The organism is Enterobacter cloacae complex sp. AR_0002, from assembly GCF_001922365.1.
Lineage (GTDB): Bacteria > Pseudomonadota > Gammaproteobacteria > Enterobacterales > Enterobacteriaceae > Enterobacter > Enterobacter hormaechei_C.
This window is the reverse complement of the sequence record NZ_CP018814.1, coordinates 4,172,257-4,185,705: the sequence shown is the minus strand read 5'-3', so window position 1 is coordinate 4,185,705 and position 13,449 is coordinate 4,172,257. Positions and strand designations below refer to the sequence as shown.

Here is a 13,449-nt window from a genome sequence, read left to right as displayed (position 1 = left end):
GGGGGAAAATTTACGCCGTGCCGCCCACCGTCAGATTATCTACTTTCAGCGTAGGCTGACCGACGCCCACAGGCAGGCTCTGGCCCTCTTTGCCGCAAACGCCCACGCCGTTATCCAGCTTCAGATCGTTACCGACCATGGAAATCTGCTGCATGGCCTCAATGCCGGAGCCAATCAGGGTTGCGCCTTTCACCGCTTTGGTCACTTTGCCCTTCTCAATCAGATACGCCTCTGAGGTAGAGAAGACAAATTTGCCGGAGGTGATATCCACCTGACCGCCGCCAAAGTTTGGCGCGAAGATCCCGTAATCAACGGATTCGATAATCTCCTGCGGCGTGGATTTGCCCGGCAACATGTAGGTGTTGGTCATGCGCGGCATCGGCAGGTGCGCGTAGGATTCACGACGGCCGTTACCCGTTGGCGCTACGCCCATCAGGCGCGCGTTAAGCTTGTCCTGCATGTAGCCTTTCAGTACGCCGTTTTCGATCAGCACGTTGTACTGGCCCGGCGTGCCTTCATCGTCGATAGAAATCGAGCCGCGACGGTCGAGCATGGTGCCATCATCCACCACGGTACACAGTTCGGAGGAGACAAGCTGCCCCATCTGACCGCTGAATACGGACGTCCCGCGACGGTTGAAATCACCCTCAAGGCCGTGACCGACCGCTTCGTGCAGCAGCACGCCAGGCCAGCCTGCGCCCAGAACCACCGGCAGCGTACCGGCAGGAGCCGCCACGGCAGACAGGTTGACCAGCGCCATGCGCACGGCTTCTTTTGCCCACGCATCAGCGCGCGCTTCGCCGTCAACGTCGCCGAGGAACCAGTCGTAGCCAAAACGACCGCCGCCACCGCTTGAGCCGCGCTCGCGCTTGCCGTCGTCTTCAACCTGCACGCTGATAGAGAGACGCACCAGCGGGCGAACATCCGCCGCCAGGGTACCGTCCGTCGCCGCCACCAGGATCAGTTCATAAACACCGGTCAGGCTGGCAGAGACTTCCTGCACGCGTTTATCCGCCGCGCGAGCCACTTTGTCCACGCGACGCAGGATGTCGAGCTTCTCTTCGCGGCTCATGCTTTGCAGCGGGTCGATGCTGGTATAGAGCGCAGCGTGCTGCACTTCACCCAGCGTTTTCACGCGACCATCTCCGGTATCACGCACAATGGTGCGCGCGGCCTGCGCGCTCTGCTCAAGTGCGGCGAGGCTAATCTGATCGGCATAAGCAAAACCGGTTTTCTCCCCGCTGACGGCGCGCACGCCGACGCCCTGGTCGATGTTGTAAGAGCCATCTTTAATGATGCTGTCTTCTAAAACCCAGGATTCGTGATAGCTCGACTGGAAATAGAGATCGCCGTAGTCGAGGCGGCGTTCGGTCAGTTGACCAAGAATGGAGAACAGGTCCTGATGGCTCAGGCCGTTCGCTGCGAGCAAATGTTCACTTACCAGGTTCAGACTCATCTATTGCTACTCGTTCGTTGCCGCCCGTGGCGGTATAAAGATCGTATTTATTGAGAGTGAGGCAATTACCTGCCCACGTCAAATCATTGCGGTGCTTCTTTGCGCGGCTGGCGCAGCACCTCGTTAATCTGCGGTTTATCGACCGGACCGGTAATGCGATAGCGCAGAATAGAGACCTTGCTCCACAGCGGCCCCAGCACTTTACTGGCGGCAAACACCGCCGCACCGACAATCGGGTTCACCACAAAGGCCGCCGCAACGCCCACGCTTGCGGAAATTTCCGGCGCCACCACGGCTTCCATATCCAGTTCGCGACGCACGAGGTTGACCGAGCCTTTCATGGCGATATCCGCTTCCAGGCCATCCACCAGCGTATCGTCCGTATGCAGAACGCCGTCTTTGATCCACGCCGTACTGCGAATGGAATCGTAGTAGAAACCTTCGCTGAAGGTGTCGCTGAAATCGAAGCGCAGCTTGCGCAGCAGCGCATCAAAACTCAGCAGGCGCAGGATCTGCCCGGCGCGCCCCGTGCTCACGTCGGCAATCTCACCCTTACCGAAGTTGGTTTTCAGGATGCCGTTAAGCGAAGCTTCATCGGGTGTCCACGGCGCAGCGCGCCAGTGCAGATCGTAATTCACATCGAAGGACGATCCGCGAAGCGGCGTGCTAATGCCGAAGAAGTTAGCCGCGGCGTCCAGCTTATTGCCTTTAATATCGCCTTTCAGCGAGGTGCGTTGTTCACCCGGTTTGTTCACCCATTCGCCCGCGGCAGTCATGCGGCCAAAGCCGGTATCCACCAGCCCACCAGAGAGGCTCAGCGTATTTCCCTGAATGGCAAAATCACCGTCGATACGGCCATATTTCTGTCCCCACAGCCAGCACTCCGCGCAGCGCAGCTGGAGATCGGGCCAGCCGCTGAAATCCACGCGCGACGTCCCATTGCCACTGACAGGAGAAGTGCTTGTCGACTCTGCTTTAGACGCCGTAAAGGTCGGATTGTAATAGAGATAACGGATAGCCGCCTGCCATGGCGCGTGATCGCGCATGATCAACGAACCGTTGATCTCACGCCCCTGCGCCTCGACCTTTGAGCCGTTTACCGTCGGCCGGGAGACAATACTCAGGTTGTTCCACTGCTGCCCGCCCAGCGTCAGCGCAGGCGTGCGCAAGGTAATGGACTGCGGGAACTGCGCCGTTTGGTCGACGTTTTGCCCGACACCTTTCTGGAACAGTGCCAGCCACTCTGCGCCATCCATCGGCGGGAGATTCAGTTCAACGCCCGCCTGCTCCGGCAGCGGCGGCGTGGTACGGCTGTCCGTCGTCCAGATCGCCCTGTCCAGCGTCAGCTTGCGGTTAAGCAGCCAGCGGCTGTTGAAGTGGTTTGTTCCGCCCGCGTTTCCGGTTAAATCGAAGCTGTTAAGGTTGCCCGCAACCTTAACGTTGACGGGCAATGCTTCACCGCTTTTTTTATTCAGCGGCGCGGGAAGCTGGCTGCTGAGGTTTTTTAGATCGCCCGTAATGTCGACGTTATAGCGCGCACCGGCATGATAAGGCAGGTCGATGGCGACCTTGCCATTCCATGACACCGCACCGTCCACCGCATTCTCAATCGGCTTCGGCAGAACATCCATGCGTGACGGCTGCCAGTTCGCGTCCATATTGACCGCCACCTGGTAGGCTTTATCGCCCTCGGTGGTGGAGAAATCGATATTAACGGGTTGATTGAACCAGGTCGCTTTAAGCGGCTCACTTTTCAGCGTGCCGTTAACAAAGCTGAACTGACCGCTGAGGTTTTTCAGGGTGCTGTCCAGCGGCTTGATATAGAGGCTGTTGTTATTAAGGCGAACGTCGCCTTTGGCGGTGGTCAATTCACCGTCCAGCGGGATATCCAGATGTAAGCGAGCATTCACATCGCCATCTAACTGCAACTGCTGAAGGGTGGCTGCCAGGGAGTCATTCAGCGGCGTATCTTCAAAGTACGGGCCAACCGCTTTACCCGGCCCCTTAATATCCGCATCAATCAGCAGCTTCTCTTTGGAATAATCCGGGATGTTTGCCGTCAGGTTGCTTGCCGTTACGCCGCCCAGCGCGACGCTGTCCGTCTTCATCCACAAGCCGTCATTCAGGAAGTTGAGTTCAATATCCAGATTCTTCAGCGCCGGCCAGTCTGGCTGGAAGGCATAGGTGGCGTTGCGTAGCGGCACCAGAACCTGGAACTGGCCTTCGTTGTGCTTATACGGGAACAGGTGCGGGTTGCCGCCGTAGACCAGCGTGGCGTTATCCGCCTGGCCGCCCTGAATAGCGCCGCTGAGATAGTCCACCAGCGCTTTCCCCATCAGGTTTTCCGGGAAGTAGCGCCACGCCTGCGAACCGTCATCTGTGCTGATGCCCGCCAGAATACCCAGCCACGGCTCATCGCCTTCAGGCTGTAGATAACGGAAATTACCACGGGCATGTACCGCTTTGGCTTTTACATCAATATCGCGGCCATCGAGCTGAAAACCTTTGTCATTCTTCAGCCAGTTGAGAGTGGCATTTCCCTTTTCGATCTCCAGTGGCGCACGGAAGACCGTTTCGTACGGCATTTTCGCGTCCTGCATTTCTGCCGTCAGCCTGCCGTTTTCCACGCTTCCTTCCAGTTTACCGCTGAAGTGCTCGGCACCCGGCAGCAATTTCCACTGTTTCCATGCGAGATTTTTCCATGCCGCCTGAAAACGCGTCTTTTCCGTAGCCTGGAGCGGAATATCCAGCGCCAGTCGGTTTATCTGCCCGCTCGGCTGCGTCGCCAGCCAGATTTCGCCCAGCTCCGGTGAAAGTTTTGCGGCCATTGAACGCAGCCCTTCGATCGCCGTCAGATCCAGGTTACTGGCGCGGATACGCAGCTCGTCGCTGCGTTTACCGTTTATCCCGCCGACGTCCTGTTCCGGCATCCACGCCAGCGTCAGCGCGCCGCGCGGCCAGGGTTTGTTATCCATGGAGATGCGCGTATCCGGAATGGCGAACTGCCAGCCGCCTTTATCCTGCGTCACGTGTGCGGTGAGGTTATCGACGGAAAGTTGATGCTGATGGTTTTCCCCTTTCCAGCTCGCGCCCCCCTGCTTAAGCCAGATATCGCCGCTGGCGAACGCCCCGTTCGTCAGCGTCATCCAGCCTTCCAGGCTGAAGCGCGCGGTCTCCAGCTGCATGTTCTGCTGTAGCAACTCACCGAGCCACGGCTTCACGTCCACGTCGTCCGCCTGTAGCCAGACCCTGCCGTTGTTCAGCAGGCCATTGTCGTCACGCAGATCCATCCGCACCTGCATAACCCCGTGCTGCCCGTTCAGGCTGGAGAGATTCACCTGCCCCTCGGCGCGGTGGCGATCTTTCCCGTTTAACCAGGTCAGCTGAGGGATCGCCAGCTCAGCGCGCTGACCGGAAAGAGTAATAAAGCTCACTTCGCTGTCGCGCAGATCGAAATGATCGAACTGCCGCAGGAACAGATCGCTGATACGGCTGGTTTCCAGCCCTCGATCGCTGTCGCCGCTTTGCAGCGGCGTGTTAGTCATCAGCTGAAGTTGCCAGAAGGTGAGATCGCGAAACTGCCAGCGCAGATGCAGCAGGCTTTGCCAGACATCCAGCGCCAGGGTGACGCGTTTGATTTTGAGGTGGCCGCCATCTTTCAGGCTGGCGCGGATATCCCGCGCATCTAGCGTCGGGCCAAAGTTCTGCCAGCTTGCCTCGATATGACTCACGTCCACCGGCAGGCCGGTGGCGGATTCGATTTTTGCCAGTATCTGCGGACGCCAGCTGTCCAGATGCGGCAAGGCGAGACGCAGCCCGCTCACGAGCAACGCGACAATCACGACCAGCGTTGCCCCTGTAAGCAGTAAAATCCCCGGCAATCGCCTCACGCGTCTCTCCTTGTCAGCCTTAAATCTCGCAGCGAACTGCGTTTACATCATGACGACGTCAAACTGCTCCTGGTTATAGAGCGGCTCAATTTGCACTTTTACCTGTTTGCCGACAAAGATTTCCACTTCCGCCAGCGCGTGCGACTCTTCCCCTTTCAGGGCCTCCGCCACCGCAGGGGAAGCATAGACCAGAAAACGGTCTGAGTCGTAGGCATGATGGACACGGACAATTTCACGCATGATCTCGTAGCAGACCGTCTCCACCGTCTTTACCGTTCCGCGTCCATGGCAGGTTGGACACTCATTACACAGGACATGTTCCACGCTTTCGCGGGTCCGTTTCCGGGTCATTTCCACAAGACCGAGCTGCGAGAAGCCATTGATGCTGGTTTTCACGCGGTCCTTACTCAGCGCCTGCTCCAAAGAGTGCAACACGCGACGGCGGTGATCTTCATTATTCATATCGATAAAGTCGATGATGATAATGCCGCCCAGATTACGCAGGCGAAGCTGACGCGCGATGGCCTGCGTCGCTTCGATGTTGGTGTTGAAGATGGTGTCATCGAGGTTGCGATGGCCGACAAACGCGCCGGTGTTGATATCGACGGTGGTCATCGCTTCGGTTTGATCGATGATCAGATAGCCACCCGATTTCAGCTCAACCTTACGCTCCAGCGCACGCTGGATTTCGTTTTCAACGTCATAGAGGTCAAATATCGGCTGGCGTCCGGTGTAATGCTCCAGCAGACCCGGCATTTCCGGGATGTACTCGGCGGTGAACTCCAGTAAGGCTTCGTACGTCAGACGGGAGTCCACGCGGATGCGGTCAAGCTGGGCGTCGGCGAAATCACGTAATACGCGCTGAGCGAGCGCCAGCTCACCGTACAGCCGGTAGCGGGTCTGGTTGCGTTTTTTACGCTCCATCACTTTGGTCCAGACGCGCTTCAGGTAGGCCGCATCCGAGGCGAGATCTTCTTCGCTGATCCCTTCCGCCGCGGTACGGATAATAAACCCGCCCTGCTCGTCGCAGTAGGCGCTGACCACCTTTTTCAGGCGCTCACGCTCGCTTTCGCTCTCAATACGCTGTGACACGCCGACGTGCGACGCCCCCGGCATAAACACCAGGTAGCGTGAAGGCAGGGTGATGTCGGTGGTCAGACGCGCGCCTTTAGTGCCCAGCGGATCTTTTACCACCTGCACCATCAGATCCTGGCCCTGACGCACCAGCTCAGAGATGTCGCGCACGGCAAACTGCTTTTGCTCTTCGCCTGCCACACATTCGGTGTGCGGCATGATATCGGAGGCATGTAAAAACGCCGCCTTATCGAGCCCAATATCTACAAAAGCCGCCTGCATACCCGGCAGGACACGACTGACACGACCTTTGTAGATATTGCCTACGATTCCGCGTCGCGCTTCACGCTCAATATGAATTTCCTGAAGAATGCCACCATCAATGTAGGCCACACGGGTTTCCGATGGCGTTACGTTTACCAACAATTCAGCCGTCATAATTATCCCTTCCCTCACGCAGTGAGTTAAAATTGCTCAGCAACTCATACGTTTCCACCAGCGGTAAGCCGACTACGGCGTGATAGCTGCCATTTATCTTCCTGACAAAACAGCCACCCAACCCTTGAATACCGTATGCACCTGCTTTATCCATAGGTTCACCGCTGGCGATATAGCCGGCGATCTCCTCGTCGGTGAGGACTCTGAACGTCACTTCCGTTACCACAAGGCAATCCAGAGCGTACTGGCTGTCTGCCAGCGCTACCGCCGTCATCACCTGATGGGTTTGTCCGGACATGTTACGCAGCATCCGCGCCGCATGGTCTGCGTCGCGGGGTTTCTCAAGCACCTCACCATTGAGAATGACAATGGTATCCGCACCCAGCACCGGTAAGTCACGCGGCACGCATGCCACGCCCGCCTGCGCTTTTTCACGCGCCAGACGAGAGACATACTGCTGAGCGCTTTCACCCTCAGCACGTTTTTCTTCAATACCGGTAACGATGCGTTCGAAGGAGACACCCAACTGCGCGAGCAGTTCCTGGCGACGCGGAGAACCGGAGGCAAGATACAAAGACGTCATAGAAACCTTTTATTGCACGGCAAACTGCTGGCGAATTTTACGCATCAGCAGGAACAGCCACGGCCAGAGCACACCGTTTACTACACTACTCCAGAACACTTCCGGTCGGAAAGAGACGTTGATCACTAAAAACTCTGCCCAGAAAACAACGATATCCGCAGCGAGCGACAACAACATCACCACCAGCGCCTGTTGCCAGAGCGCAAGGTTACGAAAGAGCTGGAATTTGAGTGCGACGAGATACGCAATAATGCTCATGGATAAGGCGCGGACGCCAAGCGTAGAGCCACTGATAAGATCCAGTATGGCACCCATCACAAAACCTGTGCCGACATTTACGCGGTGCGGCAGGGCAAGGATCCAGTAGAGCAAAATGAGCAATACCCAGTTTGGCCGGAAAACAAGAATGTCGTCCGGCCAGGGCATAATTTGCAGCAACAGTGCAACGAGGAATGAGAGCCAGATTACCCAGCGCCCCTGGCTACGATAACTGGCCACTACTGCCCTCCACCCGAGACTTGCGGCGGTGGCGGCGCATCCGGCAGCGGCTGCGTTAACCCCGTCGCCGGAGCCGGTACGGGTGCAGGTGGTCCCATCGCATCCGGCGCAGGCAGTACCTGCGGCATCATCTGCATCAGGCGTTCATTCGCCACGCGATGCACATCTTCCGGGGTCATCGGGTTAGCTCCGTTACGATCGGCGCCCCACAGCAGCAGCAGGTAGCGCAAACGCTGCAAGCCGGCCGTTGGACGCGCCTGAATCACGGTGTAGGCACGCTGAGTGTCGAGCTTCACGGAAGAGACAACCGCAACCGGGTAGCCCTCAGGGAAACGACCGCCCAGACCGGACGTCACTAGCACGTCGCCCACGCGGATATCCGTGTTGGCGGGCAGATGTTCCAGTTGCAGATCGTCCGTGCAGCCGTTACCGGCGGCAATCACGCGAATATCGTTACGCAGCACCTGAATCGGCAGTGCATGGGTGGCATCGCAAATCAGCAGCACGCGGCTGGTCAGTTTGGCAACCGCCACAACCTGGCCCACGACGCCTTTATCGCTGATGACAGGCTGACCTTCGTATACGCCGTTCACGCTGCCTTTATCAATCACCACCTGATCGCTGTACGGATCGTTTACGGTGGAGATCACCTGGGTGACCATTTTCTGTTCATCCTGGCGCAGCGGCGAGCCAAGCAGTTCACGCAGGCGTGCGTTTTCCTGCTTATATTGCCCCAGCATCAGCAGCTCGCTGTTTTTCAGCAGCAGTTCCTGGCGTAACGCACGGTTTTCGAGTTCGAGCTGGTCACGCGATGAGAGCGTTTGCGACACGGAGTCGAGCAGTTCACGGGGACCATTTGAAATAAAGTAGAAAGGACTGACGGCGGTATCCATGTACGTTCGGATCTGGCTGAACGTACCGAGGCGGCTATCGGCAATAATGACCCCGAGCGCAACCAGAACCGCCAGGATCAGGCGAAACTGTAGCGACGGGCCACGGCTAAAAATTGGCTTCATAGGCTATGCGTATTCTCGCGTCAGAGAGAAAGGGTAGCAAATTGCTACCCTCTCACACCCGACTACTCTTCGCTAAACAAGTCGCCGCCGTGCATGTCGATCATTTCCAACGCCTTGCCACCACCACGGGCGACGCAAGTCAGTGGATCTTCTGCAACTACGACAGGAATACCTGTCTCTTCCATTAACAGGCGGTCGAGGTTACGCAGCAGCGCACCACCACCGGTCAGAACCATACCGCGCTCGGAAATATCGGAGGCTAGCTCTGGCGGGCACTGTTCCAGCGCAACCATCACCGCGCTCACGATACCGGTCAGTGGCTCCTGCAACGCTTCCAGGATTTCGTTGGAGTTCAGGGTGAATCCACGTGGCACGCCTTCCGCCAGGTTACGACCGCGAACTTCGATCTCGCGCACTTCATCACCCGGGTAGGCAGAACCGATTTCGTGCTTGATGCGCTCTGCGGTCGCTTCACCGATCAGAGAGCCGTAGTTACGGCGAACGTAATTGATGATAGCTTCGTCGAAACGGTCGCCGCCGATACGCACGGAAGAGGAGTACACCACGCCGTTCAGGGAGATAACGGCCACTTCAGTGGTACCGCCACCGATATCCACCACCATAGAACCGGTAGCCTCAGAAACCGGCAGACCCGCACCAATTGCCGCAGCCATCGGTTCTTCAATCAGGAAGACTTCACGCGCACCGGCACCCTGAGCAGATTCACGGATTGCACGGCGTTCAACCTGGGTCGCGCCAACCGGCACACACACCAGCACGCGCGGGCTTGGGCGCATGAAGCTGTTGCTGTGAACCTGCTTGATGAAGTGCTGAAGCATTTTTTCGGTCACGAAGAAGTCAGCAATAACGCCGTCTTTCATTGGGCGGATCGCGGCGATGTTGCCCGGCGTACGGCCCAGCATCTGCTTCGCATCATGACCTACTGCGGCCACGCTTTTTGGCGAGCCGGCACGATCCTGACGAATGGCCACAACGGAAGGCTCATTCAATACGATGCCTTGTCCTTTTACATAAATAAGGGTATTCGCGGTACCCAGGTCAATGGACAGGTCATTGGAAAACATGCCACGAAATTTTTTCAACATACTAAGGGATAATCCTGAAAGCTGGGGCGGAAAACAAAATCCGCTTACTTTACCAACCACACGCAGCAGCGACAAGGCGCAAAAATCGTCTGCTACGGTGAAAATTAGTGCAGCACGTTTCCTTTGTTACAAATTCATCCCCTGAATCCCTCAGGGCTGAGTAAACAGCAGCGTCCCTCACTTTCACTTGTAACCCATTAAAGGTCGTTCACTGGCTTTTATGCTCGTCTTACTCAAAGCTACAGGCGCGATATTCTACGTGAAAACAAAGTAAACGGCAGGTCAAACAGAGTATCTTTGCAAATATTTTTTCACATTGGTGTCAAGCGGCTGAGAGGCGGCAAAAAAATCCCCCTGACCGCCCGTCACGCCGCGCTCTGTCAACATCTGCCATTCACTTCGTGAACGTACGCCTGTGGCAAATACTTGCGTTTGCGTTCCTTTGCACGCTTCCACCAGGCTTTGTACCAGCAGCTGGTTTTCCGTGCGTTTTTCAATATTCCTTACCAGACCCGGATGCAGCTTCAATAATTCAACATCCAGCTCTTTGATCCAGCTGGTGCTCACCAGCGTCAGACCCGCCTGGGTTACCGCCACGCGAGCTCCAAGCGCATTGATTAAACGCACCACCGGGCGCAACCGGCTGATGTGTTGACCTACATCTGCCTCTGCAAGTTCAAAAATAATGCGTTTGCGTTGCGATTTTTCGCATTGCATTAACGTGTCACGTAACCAGCGCTGGAAGCGCGGACGGATCAGCGATTCGACGGTCACCTGTAAAGCCAGATTTTCTTCAGGCCAGTACGATAAAAACGGAATGAGGCGGGTGATTTGCTGACGGTCATACTCTTCGGACAATCCGAATTGCAACACCATGGGCAGATATTCCGCGGAGATAACCTCTTCGGTGCCATCAAAAATACGGCACATCAGCTCACGATGATGGACATGACCACTCTTCATGACCGCCGGTTTTTGATAGATGCGCGGTCCGCCCCGGCTCAGCATCTGTTCAATCAGGGTTCGCCAGCGCACGTTGCCGCGCCCTTTCTCCGGCAGCGTATCATCATAGACTGCCCAGCCGTTCGCCCCCTGCAATACGGCGTTACGCGTGGCCGCTTCCGCATGTTCCATCACCTGCTCCGTCGACTGACCGCCGCGCCAGGCACAGATGCCCATATGCACCATATCGTCTCTGTCGAGCATTTTGCTCTGGGGCAGCGCATCGACGGCTTTCAGCAGCTGGCTGGCGATACTCTCGGACTCCTTTAAGGTGCGATGCGGCAGCAAGACGGCAAAATCGCTGCGGTGGTAGCGTGCCAGTAACGCGCCGGGGTAGCGCATAATAAAGGTGGACAGCAGGTTAATCAGCGTAAAGAGGTTCTCTTCCGCCACGCGCTGACCCCAGGTATCACGGAGCAGATCGAAGTCGGGCAGGCGAATCATCATTACCACGCCATGCGTACCCACCTTTTCGGGGTCATCAAGAAGGGTAGCCAGCTGATTATCAAAGAAGAGACGGTTGTTGAGGCCCGTTTTGTTATCCTGCGCGGCGTAAGAGCGAATCAACGTGTCCATACGGCTACGCTGATCGCTGGCAAACTGGATTTCGGAGAGCAGCACGTCCAGGGCGCTACTGGTGCGTGATGGCCATTCATAAACCGATCCCCGCACCTGCGGACCCCGCTCGCCATTCAGTATCCGCACGGAGCGTGTTTCCAGCAGTTCCTGGCCGGAAAGTTGACGACGCTGCCAGCGAACGGCGAGGAAAATCAGCAGTACGATAAAAGCAACGGCGATGGTTAAGGGCGCGGTGGTCATAAGCGAGCGTAAATAGTTGCTCATCGGATCCTGGTACATCAGATGAATTGTCATACCCGGATGTTTAAGTGAATTAACCGTGACGTCCCGATACTGATCTACCGTGCCGGCAGGACGATAGCTGCCCTGGCGGGTATGGCTGAAAACGGTCTGCTTCCCCTGTTTAATGTCGATCTGCACTATATCCACAGGCACCATTAACTCATCCAGCTCACGCGAAAGCGCCGGGAAGGAGGACGTTATCAGGCGAGTGTCGATAACCGATGCAACCGATTCAACCCGGTTAACCAGCTTATCCTGGATGGCATTGTAAAAGCTCAGCGAGCAGCCGATTAGCGTGACAAATATGGTCAGCCCCGTCAGCAAGGTAATAAAAGCTGAGAACTTCGTCGTTAATCGCATCCTTGAGATTACTCCGTGGGTTGAAGGGGGGCAAGTGAGCACTAACTTGCATTTTAAATGCGACATACTACCAAACCTGGTGTATCTGGCAATTTATTGCGTTAAATCGGCACTGCGTTTCATTGAGCGAGTATAGTCATCAGGACATATTTTCCCATCATCAAACCTAGTGAGGACCCTGTATGCAGGCTTTGATCTTAGAACAGCAGGACGGCAAAACCGTTGCCTCGGTGCAAGCCATTGAGGAAAACCGCCTGCCGGAGGGCGACGTGACCGTAGATATCGACTGGTCCAGCCTGAACTATAAGGATGCACTGGCGATTACGGGAAAAGGTAAAATCATCCGAAATTTCCCGATGGTGCCAGGAATCGACTTTGCAGGCCGCGTGCATACCAGTGAAGATCCGCGTTTTCACGCCGGACAGCAGGTGCTGCTCACCGGCTGGGGCGTAGGTGAAAACCACTGGGGCGGACTGGCAGCACAGGCGCGCGTCAAAGGTGACTGGCTGGTCCCGATGCCGAAAGGCCTGGACGGTCGTAAGGCGATGATCATCGGCACGGCAGGCTTCACCGCCATGCTGTGCGTGATGGCGCTGGAAGAGGCCGGGATTCGTCCTGACTCGGGCGAAATTGTCGTCACCGGCGCCAGCGGCGGCGTGGGCAGCACGGCCGTCACGCTGCTGCACAAGCTGGGGTATCAGGTCGCCGCCGTCTCTGGCCGCGAAAGTACGCATGATTATCTACGTCAGCTGGGCGCAAGCCGTATTCTGAGCCGCGACGAATTCGCCGAGACCCGCCCGCTGGAAAAACAGATCTGGGCTGGCGCAGTAGATACCGTCGGCGACAAAGTGCTGGCGAAGGTGCTGGCGCAAATGAATTACGGCGGCTGCGTGGCGGCCTGTGGTCTGGCGGGTGGTTTTGCCCTGCCGACGACGGTGATGCCATTTATTCTGCGTAACGTGCGTCTTCAGGGTGTCGATTCGGTCATGAGCCCAGCCGAGCGGCGGGCTGAGGCCTGGGAACGTCTGGTGCAGGATCTGCCAGCCTCATTCTATGAGCAGAGCGCCACTGAGATCACCCTGAGCCAGGCGCCAGAGTTCGCCAATAAAATCATGGACAACCAGTTCCACGGTCGTGCGCTGGTTAAAATCGCCTAATCTTCAAA

The 13,449-nt window shown here is 56.8% G+C and carries 9 protein-coding genes; 1 reads left to right on the top strand and 8 read right to left on the bottom strand.

Annotation, left to right across the window (positions count from 1 at the left end):
* Positions 1 to 10: 10 nt before the first annotated feature.
* From tldD to csrD, 8 genes are all read right to left on the bottom strand, one after another.
* A complete protein-coding gene (gene tldD, locus AM329_RS20735) occupies positions 11 to 1,456 on the bottom strand; it encodes a metalloprotease TldD (protein WP_003860414.1) in 1,446 nt (481 codons plus the stop codon).
* A gap of 83 nt (positions 1,457 to 1,539) precedes the next feature.
* On the bottom strand, positions 1,540 to 5,346 hold the full coding sequence (yhdP, locus tag AM329_RS20730) for an AsmA2 domain-containing protein YhdP (protein ID WP_032608001.1): 3,807 nt from the start codon (positions 5,344 to 5,346) through the stop codon (positions 1,540 to 1,542).
* 42 nt (positions 5,347 to 5,388) lie between these two features.
* Positions 5,389 to 6,858 carry a ribonuclease G gene (rng, locus tag AM329_RS20725; RefSeq protein ID WP_003860405.1) on the bottom strand — a complete coding sequence of 490 codons (1,470 nt, stop codon included), beginning with the start codon at positions 6,856 to 6,858 and terminating at the stop codon, positions 5,389 to 5,391.
* On the bottom strand, positions 6,848 to 7,441 hold the full coding sequence (locus tag AM329_RS20720; protein WP_032608002.1) for a nucleoside triphosphate pyrophosphatase: 594 nt from the start codon (positions 7,439 to 7,441) through the stop codon (positions 6,848 to 6,850). The genes rng and AM329_RS20720 overlap by 11 nt, the downstream gene beginning before the upstream one ends.
* A gap of 9 nt (positions 7,442 to 7,450) precedes the next feature.
* Positions 7,451 to 7,939, bottom strand: a complete 489-nt coding sequence (mreD, locus tag AM329_RS20715) for a rod shape-determining protein MreD (protein ID WP_003860402.1) — start codon at positions 7,937 to 7,939, stop codon at positions 7,451 to 7,453.
* The gene (gene mreC, locus AM329_RS20710) at positions 7,939 to 8,955 is read right to left on the bottom strand and encodes a rod shape-determining protein MreC (protein WP_003860400.1); all 1,017 of its coding nucleotides are present in this window, start codon (positions 8,953 to 8,955) and stop codon (positions 7,939 to 7,941) included. The genes mreD and mreC overlap by 1 nt, the downstream gene beginning before the upstream one ends.
* Positions 8,956 to 9,017: 62 nt before the next feature.
* Positions 9,018 to 10,061, bottom strand: coding sequence for a rod shape-determining protein MreB (gene mreB, locus AM329_RS20705; protein WP_000913396.1), 1,044 nt, complete (start codon positions 10,059 to 10,061; stop codon positions 9,018 to 9,020).
* Positions 10,062 to 10,343: 282 nt separating this feature from the next.
* Positions 10,344 to 12,284: an RNase E specificity factor CsrD gene (gene csrD, locus AM329_RS20700; RefSeq protein ID WP_032665687.1), complete on the bottom strand. Its 1,941-nt coding sequence runs from the start codon at positions 12,282 to 12,284 to the stop codon at positions 10,344 to 10,346.
* Between the two features lie 182 nt (positions 12,285 to 12,466).
* On the opposite strand from csrD, the gene AM329_RS20695 reads away from it, so the two are divergent.
* Positions 12,467 to 13,441 carry an MDR family oxidoreductase gene (locus tag AM329_RS20695; protein ID WP_032608003.1) on the top strand — a complete coding sequence of 325 codons (975 nt, stop codon included), beginning with the start codon at positions 12,467 to 12,469 and terminating at the stop codon, positions 13,439 to 13,441.
* Positions 13,442 to 13,449: the final 8 nt, after the last annotated feature.

Bases quoted from the DNA above. Each gene is read 5' to 3' on its own strand.
- tldD (WP_003860414.1), bottom strand. From the start codon at position 1,456: ATGAGTCTGAACCTGGTAAGTGAACATTTGCTCGCAGCGAACGGCCTG.
- rng (WP_003860405.1), bottom strand. From the start codon at position 6,858: ATGACGGCTGAATTGTTGGTAAACGTAACGCCATCGGAAACCCGTGTG.
- AM329_RS20720 (WP_032608002.1), bottom strand. From the start codon at position 7,441: ATGACGTCTTTGTATCTTGCCTCCGGTTCTCCGCGTCGCCAGGAACTG.
- mreC (WP_003860400.1), bottom strand. From the start codon at position 8,955: ATGAAGCCAATTTTTAGCCGTGGCCCGTCGCTACAGTTTCGCCTGATC.
- mreB (WP_000913396.1), bottom strand. From the start codon at position 10,061: ATGTTGAAAAAATTTCGTGGCATGTTTTCCAATGACCTGTCCATTGAC.
- csrD (WP_032665687.1), bottom strand. From the start codon at position 12,284: ATGCGATTAACGACGAAGTTCTCAGCTTTTATTACCTTGCTGACGGGG.
- AM329_RS20695 (WP_032608003.1), top strand. From the start codon at position 12,467: ATGCAGGCTTTGATCTTAGAACAGCAGGACGGCAAAACCGTTGCCTCG.